The sequence below is a fragment of the Leisingera sp. SA215 genome, from assembly GCF_055902035.1.
Window position 1 is genome coordinate 158,509 of sequence record NZ_JBVVXU010000009.1, and the last position, 25,711, is coordinate 184,219.

28 protein-coding genes and 1 tRNA gene are annotated in these 25,711 nt (G+C 63.2%); 18 read left to right on the forward strand and 11 right to left on the reverse strand.

What is annotated here, in order from left to right; all coding sequences use genetic code 11:
* Positions 1–4: 4 nt before the first annotated feature.
* Complete coding sequence (locus AC0KW6_RS12095; RefSeq protein WP_323776813.1) at positions 5–1,138, reverse strand: polysaccharide biosynthesis/export family protein; 1,134 nt, start codon at positions 1,136–1,138, stop codon at positions 5–7.
* Positions 1,139–1,233: 95 nt separating this feature from the next.
* Positions 1,234–2,511 (reverse strand): capsule biosynthesis protein, encoded by a 1,278-nt coding sequence (locus AC0KW6_RS12100; RefSeq protein WP_474034988.1) that lies wholly within the window; start codon positions 2,509–2,511, stop codon positions 1,234–1,236.
* A gap of 177 nt (positions 2,512–2,688) precedes the next feature.
* On the opposite strand from AC0KW6_RS12100, the gene AC0KW6_RS12105 reads away from it, so the two are divergent.
* From AC0KW6_RS12105 to AC0KW6_RS12130, 6 genes are all read left to right on the forward strand, one after another.
* On the forward strand, positions 2,689–3,294 hold the full coding sequence (locus AC0KW6_RS12105) for a riboflavin synthase (RefSeq protein ID WP_323776816.1): 606 nt from the start codon (positions 2,689–2,691) through the stop codon (positions 3,292–3,294).
* 353 nt (positions 3,295–3,647) lie between these two features.
* The gene (ribB, locus tag AC0KW6_RS12110) at positions 3,648–4,775 is read left to right on the forward strand and encodes a 3,4-dihydroxy-2-butanone-4-phosphate synthase (protein ID WP_323776818.1); all 1,128 of its coding nucleotides are present in this window, start codon (positions 3,648–3,650) and stop codon (positions 4,773–4,775) included.
* Position 4,776: 1 nt separating this feature from the next.
* Positions 4,777–5,328: a 6,7-dimethyl-8-ribityllumazine synthase gene (locus AC0KW6_RS12115; RefSeq protein ID WP_474034989.1), complete on the forward strand. Its 552-nt coding sequence runs from the start codon at positions 4,777–4,779 to the stop codon at positions 5,326–5,328.
* On the forward strand, positions 5,325–5,807 hold the full coding sequence (gene nusB, locus AC0KW6_RS12120; protein WP_024090825.1) for a transcription antitermination factor NusB: 483 nt from the start codon (positions 5,325–5,327) through the stop codon (positions 5,805–5,807). Before AC0KW6_RS12115 ends, nusB begins: the two co-directional genes overlap by 4 nt.
* 172 nt (positions 5,808–5,979) lie before the next feature.
* Positions 5,980–6,309 carry a hypothetical protein gene (locus AC0KW6_RS12125; protein ID WP_323776822.1) on the forward strand — a complete coding sequence of 110 codons (330 nt, stop codon included), beginning with the start codon at positions 5,980–5,982 and terminating at the stop codon, positions 6,307–6,309.
* Between the two features lie 354 nt (positions 6,310–6,663).
* Positions 6,664–7,146 (forward strand): MmcB family DNA repair protein, encoded by a 483-nt coding sequence (locus AC0KW6_RS12130; RefSeq protein WP_323776824.1) that lies wholly within the window; start codon positions 6,664–6,666, stop codon positions 7,144–7,146.
* A gap of 154 nt (positions 7,147–7,300) precedes the next feature.
* On the opposite strand, the gene AC0KW6_RS12135 is transcribed toward AC0KW6_RS12130, so the two are convergent.
* Complete coding sequence (locus tag AC0KW6_RS12135; protein ID WP_044008416.1) at positions 7,301–7,486, reverse strand: DUF6324 family protein; 186 nt, start codon at positions 7,484–7,486, stop codon at positions 7,301–7,303.
* 89 nt (positions 7,487–7,575) lie between these two features.
* On the opposite strand from AC0KW6_RS12135, the gene AC0KW6_RS12140 reads away from it, so the two are divergent.
* Together AC0KW6_RS12140 and AC0KW6_RS12145 are read left to right on the forward strand one after the other, a co-directional pair.
* Positions 7,576–8,082 (forward strand): GNAT family N-acetyltransferase, encoded by a 507-nt coding sequence (locus AC0KW6_RS12140; protein WP_323776829.1) that lies wholly within the window; start codon positions 7,576–7,578, stop codon positions 8,080–8,082.
* Positions 8,083–8,254: 172 nt separating this feature from the next.
* Positions 8,255–8,331, forward strand: a tRNA-His gene (locus tag AC0KW6_RS12145).
* 330 nt (positions 8,332–8,661) lie between these two features.
* Here the strand turns inward: AC0KW6_RS12145 and AC0KW6_RS12150 are convergent.
* The gene (locus tag AC0KW6_RS12150; RefSeq protein ID WP_323776831.1) at positions 8,662–9,015 is read right to left on the reverse strand and encodes a hypothetical protein; all 354 of its coding nucleotides are present in this window, start codon (positions 9,013–9,015) and stop codon (positions 8,662–8,664) included.
* Positions 9,016–9,170: 155 nt separating this feature from the next.
* Here AC0KW6_RS12150 and AC0KW6_RS12155 point away from each other — a divergent pair, with 155 nt between their 5' ends.
* Positions 9,171–9,752 carry a hypothetical protein gene (locus tag AC0KW6_RS12155; RefSeq protein WP_323776833.1) on the forward strand — a complete coding sequence of 194 codons (582 nt, stop codon included), beginning with the start codon at positions 9,171–9,173 and terminating at the stop codon, positions 9,750–9,752.
* Between the two features lie 10 nt (positions 9,753–9,762).
* On the opposite strand, the gene AC0KW6_RS12160 is transcribed toward AC0KW6_RS12155, so the two are convergent.
* Positions 9,763–10,068 (reverse strand): DUF6476 family protein, encoded by a 306-nt coding sequence (locus AC0KW6_RS12160; RefSeq protein ID WP_323776835.1) that lies wholly within the window; start codon positions 10,066–10,068, stop codon positions 9,763–9,765.
* Here AC0KW6_RS12160 and AC0KW6_RS12165 point away from each other — a divergent pair.
* From AC0KW6_RS12165 to AC0KW6_RS12175, 3 genes are all read left to right on the forward strand, one after another.
* Positions 10,067–11,092: an RluA family pseudouridine synthase gene (locus AC0KW6_RS12165; RefSeq protein WP_474034990.1), complete on the forward strand. Its 1,026-nt coding sequence runs from the start codon at positions 10,067–10,069 to the stop codon at positions 11,090–11,092. The two genes, AC0KW6_RS12160 and AC0KW6_RS12165, sit on opposite strands and share 2 nt — an antisense overlap.
* A 161-nt stretch (positions 11,093–11,253) precedes the next feature.
* Positions 11,254–12,150, forward strand: coding sequence for an RNA polymerase sigma factor RpoH (gene rpoH / locus AC0KW6_RS12170; protein WP_323776839.1), 897 nt, complete (start codon positions 11,254–11,256; stop codon positions 12,148–12,150).
* Between the two features lie 506 nt (positions 12,151–12,656).
* Positions 12,657–12,926, forward strand: a complete 270-nt coding sequence (locus AC0KW6_RS12175; protein WP_323776841.1) for a DksA/TraR family C4-type zinc finger protein — start codon at positions 12,657–12,659, stop codon at positions 12,924–12,926.
* 18 nt (positions 12,927–12,944) lie between these two features.
* Here the strand turns inward: AC0KW6_RS12175 and AC0KW6_RS12180 are convergent, their stop codons facing one another.
* The 4 genes from AC0KW6_RS12180 to AC0KW6_RS12195 all read right to left on the reverse strand — a co-directional run bounded on the left by AC0KW6_RS12180 (position 12,945) and on the right by AC0KW6_RS12195 (position 16,515).
* Entirely contained in the window at positions 12,945–13,295 is a 351-nt protein-coding gene (locus AC0KW6_RS12180) for a GNAT family N-acetyltransferase (protein ID WP_323776843.1), read from the reverse strand.
* Entirely contained in the window at positions 13,295–15,115 is a 1,821-nt protein-coding gene (locus tag AC0KW6_RS12185) for a M3 family oligoendopeptidase (protein ID WP_474034991.1), read from the reverse strand. Before AC0KW6_RS12185 ends, AC0KW6_RS12180 begins: the two co-directional genes overlap by 1 nt.
* Before the next feature lie 147 nt (positions 15,116–15,262).
* Positions 15,263–16,225 (reverse strand): alpha/beta hydrolase, encoded by a 963-nt coding sequence (locus AC0KW6_RS12190; protein ID WP_474034992.1) that lies wholly within the window; start codon positions 16,223–16,225, stop codon positions 15,263–15,265.
* Positions 16,225–16,515: an SCP2 sterol-binding domain-containing protein gene (locus tag AC0KW6_RS12195; RefSeq protein ID WP_323776849.1), complete on the reverse strand. Its 291-nt coding sequence runs from the start codon at positions 16,513–16,515 to the stop codon at positions 16,225–16,227. Before AC0KW6_RS12195 ends, AC0KW6_RS12190 begins: the two co-directional genes overlap by 1 nt.
* Before the next feature lie 101 nt (positions 16,516–16,616).
* Here AC0KW6_RS12195 and AC0KW6_RS12200 point away from each other — a divergent pair, with 101 nt between their 5' ends.
* The 5 genes from AC0KW6_RS12200 (at position 16,617) to AC0KW6_RS12220 (ending at position 21,745) form a co-directional block, all read left to right on the forward strand.
* Positions 16,617–17,183 carry a tetratricopeptide repeat protein gene (locus AC0KW6_RS12200; protein WP_474034993.1) on the forward strand — a complete coding sequence of 189 codons (567 nt, stop codon included), beginning with the start codon at positions 16,617–16,619 and terminating at the stop codon, positions 17,181–17,183.
* A 26-nt stretch (positions 17,184–17,209) separates the two neighbouring features.
* On the forward strand, positions 17,210–20,149 hold the full coding sequence (locus AC0KW6_RS12205; protein WP_474034994.1) for a helicase-related protein: 2,940 nt from the start codon (positions 17,210–17,212) through the stop codon (positions 20,147–20,149).
* 7 nt (positions 20,150–20,156) lie between these two features.
* Positions 20,157–20,531, forward strand: coding sequence for an RNA-binding S4 domain-containing protein (locus tag AC0KW6_RS12210; RefSeq protein WP_474034995.1), 375 nt, complete (start codon positions 20,157–20,159; stop codon positions 20,529–20,531).
* Between the two features lie 62 nt (positions 20,532–20,593).
* The gene (gene fdxA, locus AC0KW6_RS12215; protein WP_024090808.1) at positions 20,594–20,932 is read left to right on the forward strand and encodes a ferredoxin FdxA; all 339 of its coding nucleotides are present in this window, start codon (positions 20,594–20,596) and stop codon (positions 20,930–20,932) included.
* 300 nt (positions 20,933–21,232) lie between these two features.
* Positions 21,233–21,745 (forward strand): CarD family transcriptional regulator, encoded by a 513-nt coding sequence (locus AC0KW6_RS12220; RefSeq protein WP_024090807.1) that lies wholly within the window; start codon positions 21,233–21,235, stop codon positions 21,743–21,745.
* 70 nt (positions 21,746–21,815) lie between these two features.
* On the opposite strand, the gene cobS is transcribed toward AC0KW6_RS12220, so the two are convergent.
* The gene (cobS, locus tag AC0KW6_RS12225) at positions 21,816–22,574 is read right to left on the reverse strand and encodes an adenosylcobinamide-GDP ribazoletransferase (protein WP_474034996.1); all 759 of its coding nucleotides are present in this window, start codon (positions 22,572–22,574) and stop codon (positions 21,816–21,818) included.
* A gap of 101 nt (positions 22,575–22,675) precedes the next feature.
* Here cobS and cobT point away from each other — a divergent pair, with 101 nt between their 5' ends.
* Complete coding sequence (cobT, locus tag AC0KW6_RS12230) at positions 22,676–23,692, forward strand: nicotinate-nucleotide--dimethylbenzimidazole phosphoribosyltransferase (RefSeq protein WP_474034997.1); 1,017 nt, start codon at positions 22,676–22,678, stop codon at positions 23,690–23,692.
* Between the two features lie 57 nt (positions 23,693–23,749).
* On the opposite strand, the gene AC0KW6_RS12235 is transcribed toward cobT, so the two are convergent.
* The gene (locus AC0KW6_RS12235; RefSeq protein ID WP_474034998.1) at positions 23,750–25,642 is read right to left on the reverse strand and encodes a monovalent cation:proton antiporter-2 (CPA2) family protein; all 1,893 of its coding nucleotides are present in this window, start codon (positions 25,640–25,642) and stop codon (positions 23,750–23,752) included.
* Positions 25,643–25,711: the final 69 nt, after the last annotated feature.

Consider the following 25,711-nt stretch of genomic DNA (forward strand, 5'->3'; position numbering starts at 1 on the left):
CTGATTAATCGCCCAGGGCGGCCGACACGCTCGACAGCGACCCCACCGGCGTCACAAGCAGCGAGATGGTCTTGGTCCACTGGGCGTAGGGTGCTTCGGTGACATAAAGGGTGTCGTTGTCGCGGATCACGAAATCGCGGGCGACAAACAGCCCGTTCGGCTGGGTCAGGTTCAGCACATAGACCAACCGCTGCGCGCCGATCAGGTCGTCGCGGCCCAGCACCTGGTTGGCGATCTCGGCCGGCTCATTGCGCAGCACAAACACACCGGTCGGATCGGAGGCGGTGGAAATCAGCCCGCCGACCTGGGCGATGGCTTCCAGCGCCGAGAGGTCCTGGCTTTCGAACGGCACCCGCGCTTGGGCTGAGGTCGCGCCCAAGGCGGTGAAGGAGCGGGTGTCTTCTTCCACCAGGATACGGTCGCCGCCGCGCAGGGCCACGTCCAGCTCCGGATGGTCGAACAGATCCTGGAACCAGATCTTGCCCTTTTCCTGACCCCGGATCACGGTGACCTGGGCGATTTCCGGCGAGATTGTCACGCCGCCTGCCTTGGCCAGCATGGAGGACAGGGTCCGGGTCGGGCGTTCGATCGGATAGACGCCCTGGCCGCCGACAGCGCCCGTCAGACTGACCGTGGCACCGTCACCGGCCAGGCGGCGCACCTGAACCTGCGGGTCGGGGGTCTGGTCTTCTAGCTTTCTGGTGATGGTCTCGCGCAGCTGGTCGGGGGTATTGCCGGAAGCGCGCAAGCGGCCTGCGTAAGGCACGAAGATATAGCCGGCGCTGTCGACTTGAACCTCCTCCAGCACGGTGGAGTTGGTGGCCTCGGCCGCCAGCAGCCCGTCATCCACATTCTCCCAGACCGTCAGCCCTAGCACGTCTCCGGGACGGATGGTGTCCGAGGTGAGCCGGCCCGCAGAGGTGAAGCCGGAAGAAAAGCCAAGGGCCGGAACAACGGCTGTGGCACGGGCGACGCGGTCGTTGACGGATACGATGAAGGCATCGCCTTCCCGCTGCACGGATCCGGCAAAGATCTGGCGCTTGTTAGGGCCGACCTTGGGCAACCCGCAAGAGACCGCAAGGGCAAATGCCGCAAGCATTGCCACCGGACGCGCCCAGCGAAGGGGAACGGATTTCACTGCTCGGTCTCCTCGACCAATTATTGTTTGCCTCAAGTTTTAGCGGCAACCTAACCTGCCGGCAGGGAAAAAGCCAGCCTCAGGGCCCGGTTGGTTCAGGTCACCAGACGCAACTGTTGCCGCGGTGCCGCTGTGCCCAGGCGCAGCGCATCATAGGGGTCCTCGTCGGCCAGCATCATGTCGGCGACTTGGCGCAGCAGCTGGCGGCGCCCCTCGCGGGAGTAGTAGCCGCCGGGCACTTGCGAGGTTTCTAGCAGGAAACGGCGGTAATCCTTGTAGGCGCGGCTGTCCGGGCGGCTGGCGGCGGCAAAGAAGTCCGCCAGGGGCTGCTCGGAGACAAACTCCGGCTTGCCGTAAACCGCGCGCCCGAACACCCGCAGAGGAATGCCGCGCCACAGCACCTGCTGGCCGGCGGTGGAATTGACGGTCACCGCAGTGCGCGCTTCGTTCAGCAGCCGCGCCAGCTTGCCGCCGCGCACATAATGAACCCGGTCTTCGATGCCGTGGTCGCGCGCCAGACGGCGCAGGGTGCGGCGCACCTGGGCGCGGCCGTCCTCCAGCGGATGCGCCTTGATCACCAGGTGATGGTGGCGCGGGGCGCCTTCGGCAAAGCCGCGGATCACCTCCTGCAGAAATTCGCCGATGCTGGAGAACGGCGAATGCATCTGAAAGGAGCTGTCATGCTCAAGCTGCAGCAACGCCAGATGATAGGGGAACCCGCCGTTGCGGATACGCCGTTCCGCCATCCGCCGCTCCAGCGCCTGGGCTGGCATCAGCAGCAACCGCTTGAGGTAAAGCCGGAATTCCTTGGTTACCGTCAGCGACCGGTGGGGGCGGAAATTGCGGTATTTGCGGTTTCGGAACATCACGAACCAGTGGTACAGCGCACCGTAGAACACGTGCTGGCGCATATCGCCCCAATGGGCCGGCGGCAGCGGCGTCTCCATGTCGGACAGCGCCAGGGCTTGCTGCATTTCCGCAACGCCCATCTCCATCAGCCGCGAATGGCCATTTGCGCCGCCGCGCTCGTAAGTCACCCAGTAGGGGCGCAGATAGCCTTCTTCAAAGACATGCACGGTGAGGCCGCGCTGTTGCGCGGCCTCGACCGCGCTGGCGTGAAGCGGGCGGGTGTCGCCATACAGCACAATATCAGTGATGCCGCGGCTATCCAGCAGTCCGGCCAGAACATCCGGCCAGTCCTGCAGGCTGCCGGTGAAGGGAATATAGCTGTCCTTGCCGCGCCAGAATGCCTGATCGCCCGCATTGAACCCTACCCGGGCCACATCGCAGCCCGCCGTCCGCAGCATCCGGCCGAGCGCGGCAAAAAACGGACCGTGCGGGCCCTGCAGAAACAGAAAGCTGCGGTGATTCATCGGGGGGCTTGGCACCTCAGTGTCAGATGGGCAGTGGCGATCTCAAGAATTGATTAACAAGTGACTGGGGCGAAACTATGGCCGCCGGGGACGGTAGGGCAAGCCAGGGCTTGTGGAGCGCGCGCAGCTTGGCTACCTCTGCGGCAGGAATGACATACACCTGCGGGGAGCGGACCCATGTTTACTGGCATCATCACTGATGTAGGCATCATTGCCGAACTGGAGCAGCAGGGCGACCTGCGCGCCCGCATCACGACCAGCTATGACACGGGAACCATCGATATGGGGGCTTCCATTGCCTCTGATGGGGTCTGCCTCACGGTGGTCGCGCTGGGCATTGATTGGTACGATGTGCAGATTTCTGCAGAGACGATCTCCAAGACGAATATTGATACCTCGGGCAACCACAAGGGCTGGTTTGTCGGGAAACGGGTCAATCTGGAACGCGCGCTGAAGGTGGGAGATGAGCTGGGAGGTCATATCGTCTCCGGCCATGTGGATGGCGTTGCCGAGGTGGTGGAGTTGCACGATGAGGGGGATAGCACCCGCGTCACCCTGCGCGCTCCGAAGGACCTCGCACGCTTCATCGCCCCCAAGGGCTCGGTCGCGTTGAACGGCACCTCGCTGACAGTAAATGATGTGGACGGCTGCGACTTCGGCATCAATTTTATCCCGCACACCAAAGAAGTCACCACATGGGGCGATGTGAAGCTGGGTGATCTGGTGAATCTGGAGATCGACACGCTGGCGCGCTATGTTGCCCGGCTTAACGAGGCCGGCTGACCAGCTTCTTTCTGGGGGAAATACTCCAGGGTGAAACGGTCAGGCCGAGGGGCACTGCCCCTTGTCAGCATCCAGGATCCTCCCGTTTCCTCGGGCTGCATTGAAACGCCGCCGGAGGCGTTGGGCCGGGCGCATCGCTGGCGCGGGTGTGCGAACCCCCCTGCTGTCAGCCGCCTGAGCTGCCGATAAGGGGCGGGTCATTGCCAGTGCGGGCTGTGCATCCGCGCACAGGCCGCGTCCGGATCCCGTGTTGCCGCTTGCGGGACTGGCATTTGCTCCGTCTGTGGGCTATCTGGCAGGGAAAGAACCCGCAGTGCCAGGCGTGCTGCCCATGCGCATTGAAAGGCTGCCATATGAGCTTTGAAACACCGGGGCCGGTTGAGGCGCAATTGCGCGATGCCATCAGCCCGATTGAAGACATCATCGAAGAGGCCCGCCAGGGCCGCATGTTCATTCTTGTCGATCATGAGGACCGCGAGAACGAAGGCGACCTGGTGATCCCGGCGCAAGCTGCGGATGCCGCTGCGATCAACTTCATGGCCACCCATGGCCGCGGCCTGATCTGCCTGACCCTGCCGGCCGAGCGGATCGAAGAGCTGGGTCTGCCGATGATGGCACTGCATAATTCGTCGCGCCACGAGACCGCCTTTACCGTCTCGATCGAGGCGCGTGAGGGCGTGTCCACCGGCATCTCTGCCGCGGATCGCGCACTGACCGTGGCCACTGCCATCGACCCGGAAAACACCGCCGCTGACATCGCCACTCCCGGCCATGTGTTTCCCCTTCGCGCTCGAAGGGGCGGGGTTCTGGTCCGTGCCGGCCATACCGAGGCCGGCTGCGACGTGGCCCGCCTGGCTGGCCATTACCCGTCTTCGGTGATCTGCGAGATCATGAAGGAAGACGGCACCATGGCGCGGCTGCCCGATCTGGTGGAATACGCCGCGACGCACGGGCTGAAAATTGGCACGATTTCCGACTTGATCACCTACCGGGCCCGCAACGACAATCTGGTGACGGAAACCTCGCGCGAGACCGTGACCTCGGAAATCGGCGGCGACTGGGAGATGCGCCTGTTCACCGACCAGACCCACGGCATCGAGCATGTGGTGATGATCAAGGGCGACATAACCACGCCGGAGCCGGTTCTGGTGCGCACCCATGCACTGCATGAGGCAACGGACATCCTGGGCCTTGGCCCGAAATCAGCCCGCCAGCTGCCCCGCGCGATGGAGATCATTGCCGAGGAAGGCCGCGGCGTGGTGACCCTGTTCCGGCAGCCGCGCAATGCGCTTTATGCCAATGAGGAAGACGGCGCGCGGACAGTGACCATCAAACAGACCGGCATCGGTGCGCAGATCCTGTCAAGCCTGGGCTTGAACGAATTGGTCCTGCTGACCGACTCGCCCTCGACCAAATATGTCGGGCTGGATGCTTATGGGCTGTCCATCACCGGCAGCCGCCCCATTCTGAAGGACGCATGAAATGGCTGGACATGAAACCCACTACACCCTGCCGCGCGCCGAGTTTGACAAGCCGGTAAAAATTCTGATTGTTGTGGCGCCCTACTACAAGGATATTGCCGACAATCTGGTGACCGGTGCCGTGGCTGAAATCGAGGCTGCGGGCGGAACCTTTGAAATCGTCGAAGTGCCCGGTGCGCTGGAAGTGCCCACCGCGATTGCAATCGCCGACCGCACCTCGAATTATGACGGCTACGTGGCGCTGGGCTGCGTGATCCGCGGCGAAACCACCCATTATGAAACCGTCTGCAACGACAGCAGCCGCGCGATCCAGCTGATGGGCCTGCAGGGCCTGTGCATCGGCAATGGCATTCTAACCGTGGAAAACCGCAAACAGGCCGAAGTGCGCGCCGATACCGCGGATCAGAACAAAGGCGGCGGCGCGGCAGCTGCGGCCTTGCATCTGATCGCACTCACGCGTAAGTGGGGCGCCCAGACCAAAGGCATCGGTTTCAAGGCGCCCACCGGGGCGTACCAGGTCGCCGGAACAGACAACGGATCCACCAGCGCATGAGCACCCAGGACAGCCGCCCCAAGGGCAACGGCAAGAATCAGATGAGATCGGCAGCCCGGCTATATGCCGTGCAGGCGCTGTTCCAGATGGAGCATAGCGGCCTTACCTTCGACAAGGTGATCGTCGAGTTTGAGGACCACCGTTTTGGCGCTGTCTATGAGGGGGACGAAATGGCGGAGGGGGACAACAAAGTCTTCCGCAAGCTGATACGCGAAGCCGTGAACCATCAGGCGCAGATCGACCAGATGACTGACCGGGCGCTGGTGGCGAAATGGCCGATTGCCCGGATCGATCCCACCTTGCGCGCGCTGTTCCGCGCCGCGGGTTCAGAGCTGACGCAATCCGACACCCCGCCCAAAGTGGTGATCAACGAGTTTGTCGACATCGCCCGCGCCTTCTTTCCCGAAGGCAAGGAGCCGAAATTCGTCAACGCGGTGCTGGACCACATGGCGCGCGAAGCCAAACCGGAAGCCTTCTGAGGCGGTAATTTCGGGTATCGGTTAAAAAAAAGGGCGCGCTGCAGAGTGCGCCCCTTTTTGTTTGCTGGCTAACGGCCCGCAAGGGGTGCGGCAAATTCCGCTCATTCCTCCGGAAGCGCTGGACGGCGTTGCAAAGACTGATAACCTCTTGTTGCAATTCTGGAGGACCGAGATGCCTGAACTGGTGAAGATGTATATCCGCAACGTCGTGATCGGCTTTGGAATCGCGGCTGTCTTTGTGGCGCTGCTGCTGTGGTTCGATGTGATGAACCTCTGGGCGCTGGTCTCCGGGTCTGACGCGGGCCTGCTGGCGGTTTTCCTGTTGTGGTTCATGCATGGAATCGTTTTTGCCGGCGTGCAGTTCGGCTGGGCGGTGATGGCCATGGCCGAAAAGGATGGCGGCCCCGGCCGCGGCACGCCGGTGGTAAAGGAATTCCAGCCGGTGCGGGTGCCGGCTGATCAGCCTTCTCAGCGCCAGCACCAGTTGCGCAGCGGCCGCTGAACCTGGAGCAAGCTGTTATTGCAGCCCGCGCTTTCCATCCGGAAGGCGCGGTTTTTGGTTGTGGGATTAGGGAAAATGCGGCGGGACCACCAAACAACCGTGCGGCTTTGATTCCCGGGGACCTGTATGTACAGGTGGGCGCCAGGTAAACGGACCAGGGTCCGAACAGAGCCAGCTCCCGTGGAATTGCTTAAGGCCACTGGAATGCTGCCTGTCACAAGAAGGGCAGAACCCGCCAAGGCCGTAAATAGTCTTCCCGGACTGCTGTTACAAGGGGAACGCAGCGACGGCAGGCGAATTCCGGGTAAATCCGCAGGATTGCAATTTGTTCCCTGATTGTTCACATTCTCCCGCATGATGGAGGATCTTCAGCCCGGACAGAAACTCGCCCGCGGGGTCGCGCGCTACCTGCGCTCGCTGGGCTATGCGCCGCTGGAAGAATTTGTGCCGGTCCGGGGCTTGCGTGTCGATGTGATGGCGCTGGGCCCCAAGGGGGAGCTGTGGGTGATCGAGTGCAAGTCCAGCCGCGCTGATTTCCAGTCCGACAGCAAGTGGGAGGGCTATCTGGACTGGTGCGACCGCTTTTTCTGGGCGGTGGATTTGGCGTTTCCAACCGAGCTGCTGCCGGAGGGCTCCGGGCTGATCATTGCAGACCCTTATTATGCCGAGATCATCCGCATGGCGCCGGAAGATAGGCTGCCGCCGGCGCGCCGCAAAAAGCTGATTCAGAAGTTCGCGATGGATTCCGCCCGCCGCCTTCAGGCTCTGCGCGATCCGCGCCTTGGCTGCGACGGGCTGCTGCTGGGCGGCGCAGCAGGCGACACGCCGGAGGAATGAGTACTGGCGGGCCTCTAGCGCCCGCAGGTGCCCCGCTTGCGCCGGGGCACGCTTGGCGGCCTTGGGCCCGGCAGCGCGCCTGCGGCGCGCTGGATGCGCTCTTGATGCTGCCTTGTCAGAGATCAGGCAGAGAGGGCGTGCCGCGATGGCTGTGTTACTTGACGCTGCGCGCGGCTTGGGCTGCGGCGCGGATCTCCTCGGCGATCTCCTCGGCTTCTTCCGGGTCGAAATCCATCGGGATTTCAACGCTGCCGGTATCAATGAAAATCCGCACCATACCCTGATCGGTCGGGCCGATTTGCATGTTTGCCTCGATGTCGCGTTCGGTGTTGATACTCATAGTACACTCCAATGCCGGTCAGCGGATTGCGGCCGGTGCTAGCCCGGGGCAGGCTGAAACGCAAGCCGGCTTTGCGTTATGCTGTTTGCATGATGAATGTGACCCTGCGCCGATTCGCTCCAACCGACATGCAATGGCTGGCCGCCCGCCACCAGGATCTCTACGCCCGCGAGGCCGGGTTCGATGACACCTTCGGACCGCTGGTCGCCGATATTCTGCACAGTTTCTGCGCTGACCACGATCCTGCCTGCGAACGCGGCTGGATGGCGGAAGGCGGCGGCGAGCGGCTGGGCACGGTGTTTTGCATGAAAAAGGATGCCGCCACAGCGCAGCTCCGGCTGTTCCTGCTGACGCCTGCGGCGCGCGGCAAGGGGCTGGGCAAGCGGCTGCTGCGTGAATGCATGGCGTTTGCCCGTGCAGCCGGGTACCAGGGCATGATGCTGAAAACCCATGAAAGCCACCAGACCGCCTGCGCGCTTTACCGGGCTTTCGGCTGGCAGCTGACGGACAGCCGTCCGGTGCACAGCTATGGGCAGGATCTGGTGGAGCAAACCTGGCGGTTGTCCTTTCCGGTTTCAGACAGTCAGGCACCTTGATTGAAGCGGAAAAATGCGCTTGTTTGCAACGGGTTGTGGGTCACTTTAGGCCGCGCACTGCGGCCGGGTCCGGACCGTCGGACCAGGCAATCCGGTGCGGCGGATTTCTGCGGCGGAAAGGAAAAAAAACCTCTTGCACGCCTCCGGGACGTGCTATAAATGACCCCACAGTGCCGCCTTAGCTCAGTTGGTTAGAGCGCCTGATTGTGGATCAGGAGGTCCCCCGTTCGAGCCGGGGAGGTGGTACCACCCAATCCACCAATTCGGTCAATCTCTGCTGCGGTACCGGTCCAGGCCTGTGCAGGGCGCGGTTATTGCAGCCGCAATCTAAATGCGGGTTCCCTCCAATCCAAGTTCCACCGGCTGCTAAACGGTCGGCTGGTTTGCGTCTCTCGTCCAGCCCGGAAGCCAGAATCGCGGGGGGATCGGCAGGGGAGACGTCAGACCACGCAATTCGGTGCGGGTCTGCGGTTTGCTGCGGGGGCGGCAAGCGCACTGGCGCTGTGCCGGACGGTGCGGCCTGATCTGCTGGAGCACTTGCAAGAAGCGCTCCAGCAGCCCCCGGCAGCGGGGCAGGCCTTAATCGGTTGTGCTGGTGGTCGTTGTGGTGGTCCCGGTGCCATTGTCATCATCGGCAATGAGAACCAGGAACAGCACGCCTGCAACGGCTCCGGCGGTTGCCCCGGCTGACAGTCCGGTGTCCGGCAGACCGCCTGCAGCGGCCTGGGCCACAGCCTCGGTGCCCGGAGCCTGGCAGGTCACCTGCAGCGTACCGTTTGCCAGATAGGTGGCGGAGATCGGAACGCCGGCACCGCAGGCCACACGCCGCTTGGCTTCGTTCAACGCAGCGTCCGTGGCCTGCGCAAAAACGGGCGGTGCGGCAAGAGACAGCGGGATAATCAATGCCGCTGCCCGCAAGATACTGGTGACCATGATAAAACAACCTTATGCTATGGAACATCTTAAGGTTAATGAAGGCCCGGGTGCCAGGCAACATGGCGGCGCTGCAGCAGGGATGTTCCGGCAAGATGCCGCGCAGCTGCGGTCCCGCTTGGCGCGGTTCATCCGGGGGATGCGAGGGTAACGATATGTTAAAGACAGCCGTCAAGAGCTTGACCGCAGGGGTTTCCTGCCTGGGTCTTGCTGCAGCACCCGCACTGGCACAGGCCACCGGGCCCCTGGTCTACACGGTGGTGGTGCCCGCCGGGGAATTCGGTTCGGCTGCTTTTCTGACCGAGCTTTTGGGCACTCTGTCCGCTGCCAAGGCCTTCTGCCGCGCCACAGGCGATTCGGCACTGCAGGTCGATTGCCTCTCCGAACGGCTGGAAGCTGCTGCGGATGGCATCCCGGCGGGCACCGACTACGACGAGGTGCGCGGCGTGCTGCAGGACACCTCGGCCCGGCTGAAGCGGCTGGCCCGCCAGAACCGCGACCCGGGACGGAGCAGGGTCAGCGTCACCAGTTCCGCAAATCCCGCTGAACGCACCGCCCGGCCGCTGACGCCTGTCCGGCCGTCGGCTCAGGCCGCAGTGAACCGGGAAGCCGCCCGAATCTTCGAGGACGCAGGCACAGTTCTGCTGCGCAGCGCCGAAACCGCGCAGGAGCGGCAGGCCCAATACGCCCAGATCGCCGCGGCTATCGATTCCAACAAGGTGCTGCTCAGGTCCTGACCCCGCCGGGTCAGTCCTTGATCTGCACTTCCTGGCGCAGCGCGCCGGACTCGCGGTCGAAAATCAGGATGCGGTTGTCCTCGCTGACCACAGCAATCCAGCCGCGTCCCAGGGTTACTGCTTCGGCCTTTACCCCGTCGGGCAGTGCGATTTCTGCAGGCAGCGGCGCATCGCCTGCCTGCAAGCGGATGACAAGCAGTGAGATTATCAATACAAGCCCGCCAATCATCACCACGGTCAGCGTGGTCACCAGCCGCCGCAGGAACCGGATCTGCGGTGGTTCCTGTTGGGTTTCGGTCTCGGAAGGATCAGTCATGGGCAGCCGCCGGATTGAGTTTGTCATCGCGGAAAACCCGCCTAAGCGGCTTGATAAAGCGGTTTCGCGCGATGTGCCAGAGGAGGCGGCGCTGTCGCGCACCCGTCTGGCCCGGCTGATCGAAGAGGGGGCGCTGACAGTGGATGGCGCCGTGGTGCAGGATGCCAAGGCAAAGGCCGAGGCCGGCGCGCAAATCGTGATCACCGTGGAGGAGGCTGAGGACAGCCACATCGGTCCCGAAGACATCCCGTTGGAGATCGTGTTCGAAGACGACGACCTGATCGTCATCAATAAACCCGCAGGCATGGTTGTGCATCCGGCGCCAGGCTCCCCCTCCGGCACTTTGGTCAATGCGCTGCTGCATCATTTCGGCGGCAGCCTTTCGGGTGTCGGCGGCGTCAAGCGCCCCGGAATCGTGCACCGGATCGACAAGGAAACCAGCGGCCTGTTGGTGGTGGCGAAATCCGATGCCGCCCATCAGGGGCTGGCAGTGCAATTCGAAAAACACTCGGTGGAGCGCTATTATCAGGCGGTCTGCTATGGCGTGCCCGATGGCAACGACCCGCGCTTGCGCGGCGTCAAGGGCGCCAGTTTCGAACCCGGCAATATCCTCAAGCTCACCACCCAGCTGGCCCGTCACAAGACCGACCGGCAACGTCAGGCGGTACTGTTCCAGGGCGGCCGCCACGCGGTGACCCGTGCCCGCATCTGCGAGGGGTTCGGCAATCCGGCCTGCGCGGCGCTGATCGAATGCTGGCTGGAAACCGGCCGCACCCACCAGATCCGGGTGCATATGGCCCATGCCGGCCACGGGCTGGTGGGGGATCCCACCTATGGCGGGCGCCGCAAACTGGCGGCCAAGGCCTTGAACGCGGCCGCACAGGCGGCTGTGCAGTCCTTCCCGCGCCAGGCGCTTCACGCTGCGGTTCTGGGGTTCGATCACCCGGTGACGGGCGAACCGATTAGGTTTGAAGCGCCGCTGCCGCAGGACATGGCAGACTTGCTGGCGGCGCTGCGCCAGTAAATTGCCAGCAATTAAGCGTGTTCCAGCATGTGATGCAATTCACAGACGCGCTTAGCCGGGCTAACATAGAAGAATTGCTTAAGCAGTCCTTGAAAAGGATTTGGCGCTAACACATATGCGCTAATGTTAAGTCCTTATACATTCTGGGAGGGACACTTTATATGGCGAATTATGCAAACCTGCCTGCCCCGACGCCCGAAGGCGGTCTGAACCGGTATCTCCAGGAAATCCGCAAGTTTCCACTGCTGGAGCCGGAAGAGGAATACATGCTGGCCAAGCGCTGGGTCGAGGAGCAGGACGCAGCGGCGGCCCACAAGATGGTGACTTCCCATCTTAGGCTCGCGGCCAAGATCGCCATGGGCTACCGCGGTTATGGCCTGCCGCAGGCCGAAGTGATTTCGGAAGCGAATGTCGGCCTGATGCAGGCGGTTAAGAAATTCGATCCGGAAAAGGGTTTCCGGCTGGCAACCTATGCGATGTGGTGGATCCGCGCCTCGATTCAGGAATATGTCCTGCGGTCCTGGTCGATGGTCAAGCTGGGCACAACCTCGGCACAGAAAAAGCTGTTCTTCAACTTGCGCAAGGCCAAGGCCCGCATCGGCGCCCTCGAAGATGGCGATCTGCGGCCCGAGAATGTCAAACGGATCGCAACCGACCTTGGCGTGACTGAGGACGAAGTGGTGTCGATGAACCGCCGCATGTCGGGCGGGGACGCATCACTGAATGCCACCGTCGGCTCCGAGGGCGAGGGCACGATGCAATGGCAGGATTGGCTGGAAGACGAGGATGCCGATCAGGCCGGCGATTACGAGGCCCGCGACGAATTGGAGGCCCGCCGCGAGCTTCTGGCCGCTGCGCTGGACGTGCTGAACGACCGGGAAAAGGACATCCTGACCCAGCGCCGTCTGATGGATCAGGCGGTCACCCTTGAAGAGCTGAGCGCGCAGTATAATGTCAGCCGCGAGCGGATCCGTCAGATCGAAGTGCGGGCATTTGAGAAGCTGCAGAAAAAGATGCGCGAACTGGCGAGTGAAAAAGGCATGCTGGCCGGCGCCTGATCCCCGCGCCCGGCGGCAGACGGATAAGGCGGTGCCGGGCACCGCCTTTTTTGTCAGCTGACAATGACGCTGGCTTTACGGCAGGGGTCCTGGTTCAATGGTTCGCGCGCGGAACATCGCGTCAGGCTTGCTGCCCTGAAAGCTGGCTGTGAACCCTGTCTGGCACGGGCCTGGCAATAGGGCTGGGTGCGCGGCTGAATGGGAGGCTGGCAGAAACGCTGGCTGACGGTTTTACGCGTGGCTGGCTGAAATCACTCTGGTTGCTGGCGTTGCTTGCGGTCTGGCTGTCCCGAAGGATGGCTGGAGAGCTGGCTGCTGGCGGCCTGGTGATTCTGGCTTGCGTGCAATTTCTGTTTTCTGTTTAGCCGCACCCAAGGCGCTGGTCAACAGAAAATGCAATGAAATCAATTAGTTGATAGATTTACTCGGGAATTGCTTTCAGGCAGCCCTAGGCAGAGCGCCTGTGCGGCCTTACATTCACTTCCTCTGGTACAGGAGGACGGTCCATGGCAGGCGGCTGGGCGCAGGACGGCGCAGTGAATGAACAGATTGAAGCGTCGATCAATGACGAGCTTGCGCGGCTGAAGGCGCAGAAACGCCCGGTGGGCGAAAGCCTGACCCATTGCGCCGAATGCGAGGAGCCGATCCCCGAGAAGCGCCGTGCGGCCATTCCCGGCGTCAAGCTCTGCATCGACTGCCAGCAGGAACGCGATGGCGCGCATCAGGCGCGCGGCGGCTTCAACCGGCGCGGCTCGAAAGACAGCCAGCTGAAGTAGCCGGGGCCGGCATTGCGGTCACTGCATCACAGCACGGCGGTCCGGGTGGCGCGCTGTCAGATAGGTCATCAGCGCCGCAACGGCAGCAGGTGCATAGCCTCTGCCTTGCGCGACGCGATCAATCATGAAGGCACCCAGGCCCAGGTCATCAGCGCGGACCAAGCTTAAGGTCTCATGATACAGTTGGTCTATTTGGAAGAAACCCACCGCGCGATCTGCCTCAAGGACGGCATGGAAATCCACGCCGTTCTCATTTTCTTCAAACGCCTGCGCCACGGTGCCGGGATAGCGGATCTGATCCGGCTCCACCTGAAAATGGGAAACCCTGTCAAATTTGCTGCGGGCAACCGGGCGCAGGGTAAGGGGCATCAGCCCTCCATTGCTTCCAGTTCATCAATGAAGCCGGAGATCATCGACAGGCCCTTGTCCCAGAATTTCGGGTCGGTGGCATCAAGGCCGAAGGGGGCCAGCAGTTCCTTGTGATGTTTGGAGCCACCCGCCTTGAGCATCTCGAAATACTTGTCCTCGAACCCTTCCGCGCCTGAGGCGTAGACCGAGTAGAGCGCGTTCACCAGCCCGTCGCCAAAGGCATAGGCGTAGACATAGAAGGGCGAATGCACGAAATGCGGGATATAGGCCCAGAAGGTCTCGTAGCCATCCATATACTCAAACGCCTCGCCCAGGCTCTCGGCTTGCACCGACATCCAGATGGCGTTGATGTCATCCGGGGTCAGCTCGCCCTCGGCGCGGGCCGCATGCAGTTTGCATTCAAAGTCATAGAACGCGATCTGGCGCACCACCGTGTTGATCATGTCCTCGACCTTGCCCGCCAGCAGCACCTTGCGCTGTTCCTTGGTCTCGGCCTTATCCAGCATCTTGCGGAAGGTGAGCATTTCGCCAAACACGGAGGCCGTTTCCGCCAGCGTCAGCGGGGTGGAGGACAGCATCTCGCCCTGTTCCGCTGCCAGCACCTGATGCACGCCGTGGCCCAGCTCATGCGCCAGGGTCATCACGTCGCGCGGTTTGCCGAGATAGTTGAGCATCACGTAAGGGTGCACATTGGTGACGGTCGGATGGGCAAAGGCACCCGGCGCCTTGCCGGGCTTCACACCTGCATCGATCCAGCCGTCCGAAAAGAAGGGCGCTGCGATCTCACCCATGCGGGGGTCGAAGGCGTTATAGGCGTCCATCACGGTCTTTTCCGCCTGCTCCCAGGTGATGGTGCGGGGGTCTTCCAGCGGCAGCGGCGCGTTGCGGTCCCAGACCTGCATCACGTCCAGGCCCAGCCATTTTCGCTTCAGTTCGTAATAGCGGTGGCTCAGCTTGGGGTAGGCGGCGACGACAGCCTCGCGCAGCGCTTCGACCACCTCGGGCTCCACATCGTTGGACAGGTGGCGGCCGGTCTGCGGGCTGGGCATGCCGCGCCAGCGGTCGATGATTTCCTTTTCCTTAGCCTGGGTGTTGTGAACACGGGCAAAGGTTTTGACGTTGTCAGCAAAGACGGCAGCCAGTTCACGCGCTGCCGCCTCGCGTTTGGCGCGGTCCGGGTCGGTCAGCAGATTCAGGGTGCCTTCGATGGTCAGCTCTTCGCCATCGACGGTGAAGGTCAGGCCGGCGATGGTCTCGTCAAACAGTTTCTCCCAGGCATCGCCGACGATGCCGAGATCGTGCATGAACCGTTCCAGCTCATCCGACAGCTGATAGGGCTTCATCGCGCGGATGCGGCGGAACACGCTGGCATAGCGGGCAAGGTCCGCATTGGCGGCCAGATGCGCCTGCATCGCGCCGTCTTCGATCCGGTTCAGCTCCAGCGTGAAGAACACCAGCGGGGTGGTGGCCACGGTCACCTTTTCCTGGCAGTCCGACAGAAAGGCGGCGCGGCCGGCATCGGTGGTCAGCTGATAGTAGCGCAGGCCGGCAAAGGACATGATGCGGCCGGCGATGTTGTTGATCTTCTCATTGCGCTCGACGCATTGCAGCAGACCGTCTGCGTCCAGATCGGCCAGCTTGCCCTCATAGTTGGCAGCAAAAGCGGCGCATTCCTGCTCAAGCCAGTCCAGATCGCGGGCCAGTTCGGGGGCGTCCTCAGACGCATAAAGATCGCTGAGGTCCCATTCCGGCAGATTGCCGAGGCCGCCGGAACCGGCGGTGGCGTTTGCGTCGCGAACGGGGAAGGGAAGCTGGAACATGCGGGCTCCTGTCATGTGAAATGCTTTGACCAACATCTAAGGGGCGGCTTGCGGGATCACAAGCGGCGGGGCGCGGAACCGGGAGAGAATGACAGAAGCGGGTAAGGGCCGGGTAAACGGGGCGTGCGCCGCACAGGCAACGGGACGTCAGCTGCGGTATTGCTCAAACAGGCGGCACATGCTGGAAAACACATGCGCGCGGATTTCCGGGGTTTCCATCATCACTTCATGCTGGGCGCCTCTGATTAAATCCAGCTCGCCGCCGGGCCAGCGGCCCATCCGGTCATGGATGGCACCCGTGTTGACGATCTGCTCGCCGGAGCCAACAAAGGTGATGCAGGGCAGGGCGGGCGACGGCTGCTGTGCCAGCCAGGCGCAGTCCTGCAGGCTGACGCGCAGCCACTGGATCGTTGGTCCGCCAAGCACCAGATCGGGCTGTGCCGCCAACTGGGCATGCATCATGCGGTACATGTCCGGATCGGTGGTCAGCGTGTTGCCCTCAAACGGGGTGATCTGCACATAATGCTCCAGCGCCGTTGTCGGCAGCAGCAATTTGTCCAGACGCAGAAACGGCGCAACGCTGCTTAGAAAACTGGCCAGGGGGCGCAGCAGCGGCGGGATCTGGATGCCCCACATCGGGCCGGTAAAGCAGCAGGCGCGGACCTCCAGCCCCTGCATCAGCGCGCGCAATCCGATGGCGCCGCCCATGGAATGGCCGACTAGAAACCAGGGTTTCGGCAAGTCCAGCTGTTCTGCCAGACGGGTCAGCGCCTGCACGTCCTTCTGGAAATCGCTGAAGTCGTCGATATGGCCCAGGCGGCGGTCTGGCAGCGTCCGGTCCGCCAGCCCCTGGCCGCGCCAGTCCACGGTGAGGGTGGCAAAGCCGCGATTCGCAAACTCGGCCGCGGCCAGCCCGTATTTTTCGATATATTCCGTGCGCCCGGGAAACAGCAGGACCGTGCCCTTTGCCTCGCCGTCAGGGCACCAGTGGCCCGCGCGGATGCGCACACCGTCTGAGGTTCGCAGCCAATGGGCCCGGCCGCCTGCGGGCCCCCGCGCGATATCCGCGAACAGGGGGGCGGCCGGCAGGTCCATCGGGGCGCCGTCCATCAGGACAGGGCCGAGGCCAGCTTCATCGCGGTGCCCATGTCGCCATCAATGGTCAGCTTTCCGGACATGAAGGCGGCAGTGGGGTTCAGGTCGCCCTCAAGGATCGACTGAAATGTGTCGGCATCCGCCTTCATGGTGACATCGGTGTCTTCGTCACCGACGCGGGCGCCTGCGCCATCAAGCACGATGGAGCCCAGCCCTTCGATCTCGAATTTCGCGGAGGCGTCAAATTCGCCTGCGTCCAGTTTGCGGTTCAGGGCCTCAGCTGCCTGCGCAAGGGTGTCGCTCATGTCCGTCCTCAATCTGTTCTGCGCGCTTCATAGCACAAACCTGTGAAGCATTTGCATCCGATGCTGGAAAATGCCGCGCGCTGGATTACACTGGGGGCATCATGCTGGCAAATCTCCCAAAGCTCAAAGCTATCGTGGCGGCAACGGCGGTCACAGTCACGTATTCCTTGCCCGGGGCAGGTGCGGCGCAGCAGCTTTCCGCCGATGCGCTGCTGCGCAACCTCGCCGCGGCGGAGCTGTCCGAGGCTGCGGCCATCGACCGCGAACTGCAGGCGCTTTGGGCCAAGAGCGGTTCGCCTGCGATGGATCTGCTCTTGCGGCGCGGCTCCGACGCGCTGGAGCGCGGAGATTTGCAGCAGGCAGCAGAGCATTTGACCGCGCTGACCGATCATGCGCCGGATTTCGCCCGCGGCTGGTACGAACGGGCCCGCGTCTATTTCGCGCTGGGGCTTTACGGGCCTTCAGTGGCGGATCTGGAACGCGCGCTGGCACTGAACCCCAGGGATTACAACGCGATCTACGCGCTGGGCGCCCTGTTCGAACAGTTCCGCAATCCCGAGCGCGCCTATCAGGCCTATCAGCGGGCCAAGGCTATACATCCGCACCACGAGGAAGTAAGCAGCGCCCTTGAACGACTGGCGCCCTTGGTCGAGGGCCGGAAACTGTAAGCCCCACCGGGGCGGGGGCTCAAGCAATGGCAAACGCATCGCGGATCGTGGCCGTCCTGGGCCCGACCAATACCGGCAAAACCCACTATGCCATCGAACGGATGCTGGGCTACCGCACTGGCGTCATGGGCTTCCCGCTGCGGCTTCTGGCGCGCGAGGTCTATGACAAGGTGGCGGCGGCCCGCGGGCCGTCGGTGGTGGCGCTGGTCACCGGCGAGGAGCGTATCGTGCCGCCGCGGGCGCAATACTGGATCTGCACCGTCGAGGCGATGCCCGAAGGAATGGGCTGCGACTTTCTGGCGATCGACGAAATCCAGCTCTGTGCCGATCCAGAGCGCGGTCATGTCTTCACTAACCGTCTGCTGCGCGCCCGCGGCACGCTGGAGACGCTGTTTCTGGGCGCCGACACCATGCGCGGGCCGATTTCAGCGCTGGTGCCGGGGGTGGAGTTCCACCGGCGCGAGCGGATGTCGGATCTGGTCTATGCAGGTTCGAAAAAGATAAGCCGGATGCCGCCGCGCACCGCGATTGTCGGGTTTTCGGTTGATAATGTCTATGCGATCGCCGAGCTGATCCGCCGCCAGAAGGGCGGTGCGGCTGTGGTGATGGGGGCGCTCAGCCCCCGCACCCGCAACGCTCAGGTGGCGCTCTACCAGAACGGCGAGGTCGACTATCTGGTCGCCACCGATGCCATCGGCATGGGGCTGAACCTGGATATCGACCATGTGGCGTTTTCCTCTACCAGAAAATTCGACGGCCGCCGCATGCGCGAGCTGGCCCCGAACGAGCTGGCCCAGATCGCCGGCAGGGCGGGCCGCGGGATGAGCCATGGCACTTTCGGCGTCACCGGCGATGCAAGGCCGCTGGACGAGGGCACCGCCTCGGCGATCATGAACCACCAGTTTACGCCGCTGAAAAAGCTCAATTGGCGCTCCGCCGATCTGCAATTCGGCACGATCGAGGCGCTTATCCATTCGCTCGAAGCAAGCCCTGCGGATGAAAACCTGATCAAAGCGCGCGAGGCGGATGATCTGGGCGCGCTGAAAATGCTGTCGCGCGAATCCGCGGTCCTCTCCCGCACCACCAATGCGCAATCGGTGCGGCTGCTGTGGGATATCTGCCGGATTCCCGATTTCCGCGGTATCTCCCACGCGGAGCATGCTGCGCTGCTGGGGGTGATTTTCGAGCATCTGCATGGCGGCGGCGTGGTGCCGGATGACTGGATCGCGCGCCAGATCAAGCGGATTGACCGCACCGACGGCAACATCGATGCCCTGTCGAAAAGATTGGCATTTATCCGCACGTGGACTTATGTCGCGCAAAGGAATGGCTGGCTGCGTGACGAAAGCCATTGGCGCGGGGAGACGCGCGCTGTAGAAGACAGGTTGTCAGATGCGCTGCACGAGCGCTTGACGCAAAGATTTGTGGACCGGCGCACGTCTGTGTTGCTGCGCCGGCTCAAGCAGAAGGAGGCCCTTTTGGCCGAAGTGAATGACAAGGGTGAAGTGACGGTTGAAGGCGAATTCGTCGGCCGTCTCGAGGGGTTCCGGTTCAGCCCGGACAAGGGAGCGCAGGGTGCCGAGGCAAAAGCCTTGAAGGCGGCTTCGCTGCAGGCTTTGGCGCCGCAATTCCATCTGCGAGCGGACCGGTTCTATAACGCGCCCGATACCGAAATCGATTACACCGAGCAGGGCGGCCTGATGTGGGGCGAGCATGCGGTGGGCAAGCTGGTTGCCGGCGCCGATGCGCTGACCCCGCAGATCGAGGTCTTTGTGGACGAGTCCGCCGGACCGGATGTGGCCCAGAAGGTGGAACGCCGCCTGCTGCATTTCATCACTCGCAAGGTCAACGCGCTGTTTGAGCCGCTGCTGGCCTTGCAAAAGGACGAAGAGCTGACCGGCCTTGCGCGCGGCTTTGCCTTCCGCATGGTTGAAAACCTTGGCGTGCTGCCGCGCGCAAGTGTCGCGCAAGAGGTCAAGGACCTGGATCAGGATGCCCGCGGCGCGCTGCGCAAGCACGGCATCCGTTTCGGCCAGTTCACAATCTTCATGCCGCTGCTGTTGAAACCGGCGCCGACCCGTCTGCGGCTGGTGCTGTGGTCGCTGGCCAACGGTCTGCAGGACTTCCCTGAATCCCCGCCTCCGGGCCTGGTCACTGTGCCGTCCGCCAAGGACGCGCCCGAAGGCTATGACACCATGTCCGGCTACCGCGCGGCGGGGGAGCGGATGATCCGCATCGACATGCTGGAGCGTCTGGCCGACATGCTGCGCGGCGAAGACAGCCGCGGCGGCTTTGAAGCCAAGGCCGACATGCTGTCGATCACCGGCATGACACTGGAGCAGTTCGCCGATCTGATGCAGGGCCTGGGCTATAAGGCCGAAAAGGGCGAGCGCCAGAAGGTGAAGCCGGCTGCGGCGGAAGCGGAAGCCAAGCCCGCAGAAGCCGAAGTCAAGCCCGCTGAGGCCGCGGCTGAAGAGGCGCCTGCCGCTGAAGACCCGGTTGCTGAAGACCCGGTTGCTGATGCCGCTGCCGAATCTGCGGACGCAGTGCCGGCTGAGGAAGCCGCTGCCGAAGCTCCCGCTGCTGAGGCCGAGGCTGCACCTGCGGAAGACACTGCAGAAGCCAAGCCCGAAGCGGCTACCGCTGCAGAGGCTGCTGCCGAACCGGAAATGGAAGTGTTCTTCACCTTCACCTGGGGCGGCAACCGGGGCGGACGCCAGGGCGGCGGCCAGCGCCAGCAGAACCGCCGTCCGCAGGGCGACGGCAAGCCGGCAGGCAAGGGCAAGCCGCGCGGCGCCAAGGGCGGCGACCGCGACGGCGGCCGCGGCAAGCCGGGCCGCAAGGGCGGACCGCGCCAGGACCAGGGTGCCAAGACCTATTCGGCGCGTCCCGCGAAGAAGGAAAAGCAGATCGACCCCGACAACCCCTTTGCCGCTGCGCTGATGGGGCTGAAACAGGGCGACTGATCCTGCCATGGCCGAGGGCGCGCCCAAGATCCGCATCGACAAGTGGCTGTGGCATGCGCGGTTTTTCAAAACCCGCAGCCTGGCCGCGAAACAGGTCAGCGCGGGCCATGTGCGCCTTAATGGCACCAAGACCTTGAAACCGGCTCAGAACGTCGCCCCGGGCGACGTTCTGACCTTTGCCCAGGCCAAAGTGATCCGCGTGGTGCGGGTCGAAGCCATCGGCACGCGCCGCGGCCCGGCGCCCGAGGCGCAGGGCCTGTACTTTGATCTGACGGAAAGGCAGGAAAAAATTCCGGCTAACCCCAAGTTCGAAGGAAAAGGCCGCCCGGACAAAAAAGCCCGCAGAGCGCTTGATCTTACTCGCAAGCAGGATACCCTTTGACGGCTTGAAGCCTTCGCCGGTCTGGATTAGCTAGGCGCAAACGGATAACGGGACTCGGTACTATGACCTATGTCGTGACGGAAAACTGCATCGCCTGCAAATACACCGACTGTGTCGAGGTATGCCCGGTGGACTGCTTTTACGAGGGCGAGAACACCCTGGTGATCCACCCCGACGAATGCATCGACTGCGGCGTCTGCGAACCGGAATGCCCGGCTGATGCGATCCGCCCGGATACCGAGCCGGATATGGATAAATGGGTTGAGTTCAACCGCAAATACTCTGAACTGTGGCCGGTCATCGTTTCTAAGAAAGACCCGATGCCGGGCTACGAGGAGCGCGACGGCGAAGAGGGCAAGATGGAGAAGTATTTCTCTGAGGCGCCCGGCGAGGGCGGCTGATTCTCCGCCTTTGACAACCGGTGCCGCAAATCTGCGGAAAACCGCCGCATTGCACGGGGTTTTTACCGGCCATGGCCGGCAGGCCGCCTTCCGGGCGGCCCTTTTTTGTGGTATGCTTAAGGCACAAAAGACATAAACAATCGGAGTCCGCCCCGGCGCACGCCAGCAGTGGTGCGCAGATTGGGCGGTATTTCTGCGGATAAAATGTCCTGAGGGCTGGTCATATCGAACTGACCGGGGCCGGGCATTTTGCTCGCTAACATGCCGGAGCCGCCCGGCTATGAGTAAGGAACAATCTGTATGACCAAATCGAAGAAGCTCGAATTCCGCCCCAATGAGTATGTAGTCTACCCGGCGCACGGCGTTGGCCAGATCATCTCGATCGAGGAGCAGGAAGTGGCCGGCTTTGCGCTGGAGCTTTTCGTGATCACCTTTGAAAAGGACAAGATGACCCTGCGGGTGCCGACCAACAAGGCTACCGAAGTGGGCATGCGCTCGCTCAGCTCGCCGGACGTGATTGCCCAGGCGATGAAAACCCTGAAAGGCAAAGCAAAGGTGAAACGCGCCATGTGGTCGCGCCGCGCACAGGAGTATGAGCAGAAGATCAACTCCGGTGATCTGATCTCGATCGCCGAAGTGGTCCGAGACCTGCACCGCACCGATGATCAGCGCGAGCAGAGCTACTCCGAACGCCAGCTGTACGAAGCCGCGCTTGAGCGCCTGACCCGCGAAGTCGCAGCTGTATCCGGCAATGACGAAATCGCTGCCGCCAAGCAGGTGGACGAGGTTCTGACCTCCCGCGTTGCAGCCTGAATATCTGCTGTACTAAGCTTTTGAAAGGCCGTGCCCCCGGGGCGCGGCCTTTTTCATGCACCGGCTTGGCTCAGGTGCAGAAGACGAGAAGCGTGAGCAGGCCGGCAATCTCGGCAATTTGCTGGGATGCCCCCAGAATGTCCCCGGTCTGGCCGCCGATCTTGGCTTTGGCCAAAGCGCCCAAACCAAGGGCAGCCGCGCCCATAGCCAAGGCAGCAGCCAAGGCCGCAGCGCCAATCAGCGGCAGCGACAGGACAAAAGCAAGCAAGGCTGCCAGCATACAGGGCAGGGCGCGGGGGCGGCCCACGGTTTGCGACAGACCGGCAGCGCGCGCATTCGGCAGTGCCGACATCAGCGCAGGCATCGCTGCCCGGCTCAGCATTGCCAGGGCCGGCAGCGGCCAGACGCCTGCGGCGGCGATCAGTGCGGCCAGGGCGCTCCAGCGCAGGCCAAACCCGAGGATCAGCGCAATCACGCCATAAGCTCCGATGCGGCTGTCCTTCATGATCTGCAGCCGCCGGTCCCGGCTATTGCCGCCCCATAAACCATCGGCGGTATCAGCAAGCCCGTCCTCGTGCATGGCCCCGCTCAGCATCACCTGAAGCGTCAGCGCCAGCCCTGCGGCCACCGCGGCGGGCAGGCCCATGTGCAAGGCAAGGGATGCCGCCAGCGCCGCGGGCAGGCTGACGGCAAGCCCGGCCAGCGGAAACGCCCAGACCGCCTTGGCCTGCCGCTGAAAGGCGGTCGCGGGCAGATGCGGCAGCGGCAGCCGGGTCAGCAGAACCAGCGCCAGCAGAATGTCATTTGCCTGGATGTCGTTTTTTCTCATCTACCGGCCTATTGGGGGGCTTGCGGCACTGCCGTCAGCGGTTAAACAGATTGCCATCCGCTTTATCCGCGTCCCCCGCTCCGATGCAACGAGGCTTTTACATGCTGCCACAGCTTTCCTCCCTTGATGACTTCCGCGCCGCACTGGCCGGTGCGCCCGCGCAGGACCAGGCCGCGCTTGATGGCGCGGCTGCGCGTAACACCCAGCTGACCAAGCCGCCCGGTGCCTTGGGCCGTCTGGAAGAGCTGGCGATCTGGTACGGCGGCTGGCGCGGCAGCGACCGGCCGGAGATCTCCGCGCCGCAGGTGATCGTCTTTGCTGGCAATCACGGGGTGACGGCACAGGGCGTCTCGGCTTTCCCGCTGGAAGTCACTGCGCAGATGGTGATCAACTTCGAACATGGCGGCGCGGCTATCAACCAGCTGGCCAGGCTGGCCGGCGCCCGGATGGATGTGCATGCGCTGGCGCTGGAGCGCCCGACCGCCGATTTCACCCAAGGGCCGGCTATGAGCCAGGACGATCTGCTGGCTGCGCTGAAAGCCGGCTGGGAGGCAGTGGACCCAAGCGCTGACCTTCTGGTGGTCGGCGAAATGGGGATCGGCAACACCACGCCTGCAGCGGCTCTGGCCTGTGCGCTTTTCGGTGGCGAAGCTGGGGATTGGACCGGGCGCGGCACCGGCGTGGACGATGCAGGGCTGGCGAACAAGATCCGCGTGGTGGCCGAAGGCGTTGCGCTGCACAAAGATGCAATCCGGGACGGTCTGGATGCGCTGGCTTGCCTGGGCGGGCGCGAGATTGCTGCCATGGCGGGCGCGATTGCTGCCGCCCGCGTGCTGCGCATCCCGGTGATCCTGGACGGTTTCATCTGCTGCGCTGCAGCAGCCTGCCTGCTGCAGACTGCAGACGGGGCGCTGGACCATGCAGTTGCGGGCCATCAAAGCGCCGAAGAGGCCCATCCGGCGCTGCTGGCGAAACTGAATAAGAAACCTTTGCTGGCGCTTGGGCTGCGTCTAGGCGAGGCGTCCGGTGCGGCGCTGGCGATCCAAGTGCTGAAAGGCGCCGTTGCCTGCCACAGCGGCATGGCGACCTTTGCCGAGGCCGGGGTCACAGACGGCTGACCAGGCGGTCCCGCATGTTTTACTGCCGCAAGGCCCGGGTCTGCGCCCGGGCCTTTGTTATTCGGCGGCGTTTGCAGACTTCTTGCGCTTGCGTTCGGCCATCTCGAAGATCGCGCTTTCGATGGCTTTTTCCAGTTCGCGGGCGCGGTCTATATAGGCCGGGTTCTGGCTGGCAGGCACGCCGGGGATCCAGTGCTGGGCAAGGTCGCGCAGGTTGGCGCGGTCATGCGCATAGAAGGTCTGCGTTGCTTGCGCCGCCTCATATTCGCTGAGGCCGACGTTCTCCAGCACATAGCGGCCTGCACGCACCGAACTGTCGAACATCTCGCGCACGATGTCATCGGCGCCGGCCTTGTACAGCTCATAGACATGATTGCGGTCCTTGGCGCGGGCGATGATGTGCAGATCCGGGTAGGCCCGGCGCACGTAGGTAACCATCTTGACCACGCCTTCCGGGTCATCCAGCGCCACCACGAATACTTTGGCCTTGGCGATGCCTGCAGCTTTCAGCAATTCGGGCCGGGTGGGATCGCCAAGGAAGCTTTTGACCCCGAACCGGCGCATCAGCTGCACCGCCTCCATGTCATGATCCAGCACCACGGTCTTGAAACCGCTGGCCTGCACCAGCCGGTTGACGATCTGGCCGAAACGGCCGATGCCCGCGATGATCACCGGTCCTTCTTCGTCAATCTCGTCGGGTTCAAAATCCTGCCGGGCGTCGCCCATGCGTTTGGACAGCAGGTCATAGGCGATGAACAGCAGCGGCGTGATCAGCATTGACAGTGCAATCACCAGCAGCAGCTTCTCGGACAGGGCCGCCGGAATGACGTTGAGCTGGGTGGAAAAAGCCAGCAGCACAAAGCCGAACTCCCCGGCTTGGGCCAGGCTGAGCGTGAACAGCCACAAACGGCGGCGGCGCAGGCCGAAGGCGCGGCCGACGGCAAACAGCACCACGCCTTTGGCAAAGATCACCAGCAGCGCCAAGCCGATCAGATCGCCCGGATCGGCGAGGAATTGGCGGTAGTTGATGCCCGCGCCGACGGTGATGAAAAACAGCCCCAGCAGCAGCCCTTTGAAAGGGTTGAGGTCGCTTTCCAACTCGTGCCGGAATTCGGAGTTGGCCAGAACCACCCCGGCCAGAAAGGCGCCAAGGGCGGGCGAGAGGCCGACCAGGGTCATCAGGAAGGAGATGCCGACGACAATCATCAGCGCCAGCGCGGTGTACATTTCCCGCAGGTTGGAGGCGTGGATGAACCGGAACAGCGGCCGGGTCAGGTAAATGCCGGCCAGGATGATAAAGGCGATGGCGGCCAGGGTGACCAGCGCCACCGCCCAGCCCGGCAGCCCGTCCACCAGCGACAGGGACCCGTGGCCGCCGCCATGGCCGCCTGCGCCGTCACGGCTGATGGAGCCGTCGGTAGCAAACTGGGGGATCGCGTAGCTGCCCAGCAGCGGCAGAAAGGCGAGGATCGGGATCACCGCGATATCCTGGGTCAGCAGCACCGAAAAGGCAGACCGGCCGCCACCGGTGCGCATCAGCCCCTTTTCCGACAGCGTCTGCAGGACAATCGCGGTGGAAGACAGAGACAGCGCCAGCCCGACCGCCAGGCTGACATGCCAGGGTTCACCCGCGGCCATGGCGGCGGCCATCAGAACCAGGGTTGAGGCCGTGACCTGCATCCCGCCCAGGCCGATCAGTTTGTCCCGCATGGCCCATAATGCGCGCGGTTCCAGCTCAAGCCCGATCAGGAACAGCATCATCACCACTCCAAATTCAGCGAAGTGGCGCAAATCCTCGGTTTCGGTGCCGGTCAGCCCGAAGATCGGGCCGATGGCAATTCCGGCGGCGAGATAGCCCAGAACCGAGCCGAGCCCAAGGCGCGCAGCCAGAGGAACCGCAATGACTGCGGCCCCCAGATACAGGGTTGCTTGGTAAAAGAACTCTTCCATATTCAAGGTATCGCAAGCCGGCCGGGTCCTTGGCAATGGGTTTGCTGGCCGCGGCCGCTTGTTATGGAA

Bases quoted from the DNA above. Each gene is read 5' to 3' on its own strand.
- AC0KW6_RS12100 (WP_474034988.1), bottom strand. From the start codon at position 2,511: ATGAATCACCGCAGCTTTCTGTTTCTGCAGGGCCCGCACGGTCCGTTT.
- AC0KW6_RS12105 (WP_323776816.1), top strand. From the start codon at position 2,689: ATGTTTACTGGCATCATCACTGATGTAGGCATCATTGCCGAACTGGAG.
- ribB (WP_323776818.1), top strand. From the start codon at position 3,648: ATGAGCTTTGAAACACCGGGGCCGGTTGAGGCGCAATTGCGCGATGCC.
- AC0KW6_RS12115 (WP_474034989.1), top strand. From the start codon at position 4,777: ATGGCTGGACATGAAACCCACTACACCCTGCCGCGCGCCGAGTTTGAC.
- nusB (WP_024090825.1), top strand. From the start codon at position 5,325: ATGAGCACCCAGGACAGCCGCCCCAAGGGCAACGGCAAGAATCAGATG.
- AC0KW6_RS12125 (WP_323776822.1), top strand. From the start codon at position 5,980: ATGCCTGAACTGGTGAAGATGTATATCCGCAACGTCGTGATCGGCTTT.
- AC0KW6_RS12130 (WP_323776824.1), top strand. From the start codon at position 6,664: ATGATGGAGGATCTTCAGCCCGGACAGAAACTCGCCCGCGGGGTCGCG.
- AC0KW6_RS12135 (WP_044008416.1), bottom strand. From the start codon at position 7,486: ATGAGTATCAACACCGAACGCGACATCGAGGCAAACATGCAAATCGGC.
- AC0KW6_RS12140 (WP_323776829.1), top strand. From the start codon at position 7,576: ATGATGAATGTGACCCTGCGCCGATTCGCTCCAACCGACATGCAATGG.
- AC0KW6_RS12150 (WP_323776831.1), bottom strand. From the start codon at position 9,015: ATGGTCACCAGTATCTTGCGGGCAGCGGCATTGATTATCCCGCTGTCT.
- AC0KW6_RS12155 (WP_323776833.1), top strand. From the start codon at position 9,171: ATGTTAAAGACAGCCGTCAAGAGCTTGACCGCAGGGGTTTCCTGCCTG.
- AC0KW6_RS12165 (WP_474034990.1), top strand. From the start codon at position 10,067: ATGGGCAGCCGCCGGATTGAGTTTGTCATCGCGGAAAACCCGCCTAAG.
- AC0KW6_RS12160 (WP_323776835.1), bottom strand. From the start codon at position 10,068: ATGACTGATCCTTCCGAGACCGAAACCCAACAGGAACCACCGCAGATC.
- rpoH (WP_323776839.1), top strand. From the start codon at position 11,254: ATGGCGAATTATGCAAACCTGCCTGCCCCGACGCCCGAAGGCGGTCTG.
- AC0KW6_RS12175 (WP_323776841.1), top strand. From the start codon at position 12,657: ATGGCAGGCGGCTGGGCGCAGGACGGCGCAGTGAATGAACAGATTGAA.
- AC0KW6_RS12180 (WP_323776843.1), bottom strand. From the start codon at position 13,295: ATGCCCCTTACCCTGCGCCCGGTTGCCCGCAGCAAATTTGACAGGGTT.
- AC0KW6_RS12185 (WP_474034991.1), bottom strand. From the start codon at position 15,115: ATGTTCCAGCTTCCCTTCCCCGTTCGCGACGCAAACGCCACCGCCGGT.
- AC0KW6_RS12190 (WP_474034992.1), bottom strand. From the start codon at position 16,225: ATGGACGGCGCCCCGATGGACCTGCCGGCCGCCCCCCTGTTCGCGGAT.
- AC0KW6_RS12195 (WP_323776849.1), bottom strand. From the start codon at position 16,515: ATGAGCGACACCCTTGCGCAGGCAGCTGAGGCCCTGAACCGCAAACTG.
- AC0KW6_RS12200 (WP_474034993.1), top strand. From the start codon at position 16,617: ATGCTGGCAAATCTCCCAAAGCTCAAAGCTATCGTGGCGGCAACGGCG.
- AC0KW6_RS12205 (WP_474034994.1), top strand. From the start codon at position 17,210: ATGGCAAACGCATCGCGGATCGTGGCCGTCCTGGGCCCGACCAATACC.
- AC0KW6_RS12210 (WP_474034995.1), top strand. From the start codon at position 20,157: ATGGCCGAGGGCGCGCCCAAGATCCGCATCGACAAGTGGCTGTGGCAT.
- fdxA (WP_024090808.1), top strand. From the start codon at position 20,594: ATGACCTATGTCGTGACGGAAAACTGCATCGCCTGCAAATACACCGAC.
- AC0KW6_RS12220 (WP_024090807.1), top strand. From the start codon at position 21,233: ATGACCAAATCGAAGAAGCTCGAATTCCGCCCCAATGAGTATGTAGTC.
- cobS (WP_474034996.1), bottom strand. From the start codon at position 22,574: ATGAGAAAAAACGACATCCAGGCAAATGACATTCTGCTGGCGCTGGTT.
- cobT (WP_474034997.1), top strand. From the start codon at position 22,676: ATGCTGCCACAGCTTTCCTCCCTTGATGACTTCCGCGCCGCACTGGCC.
- AC0KW6_RS12235 (WP_474034998.1), bottom strand. From the start codon at position 25,642: ATGGAAGAGTTCTTTTACCAAGCAACCCTGTATCTGGGGGCCGCAGTC.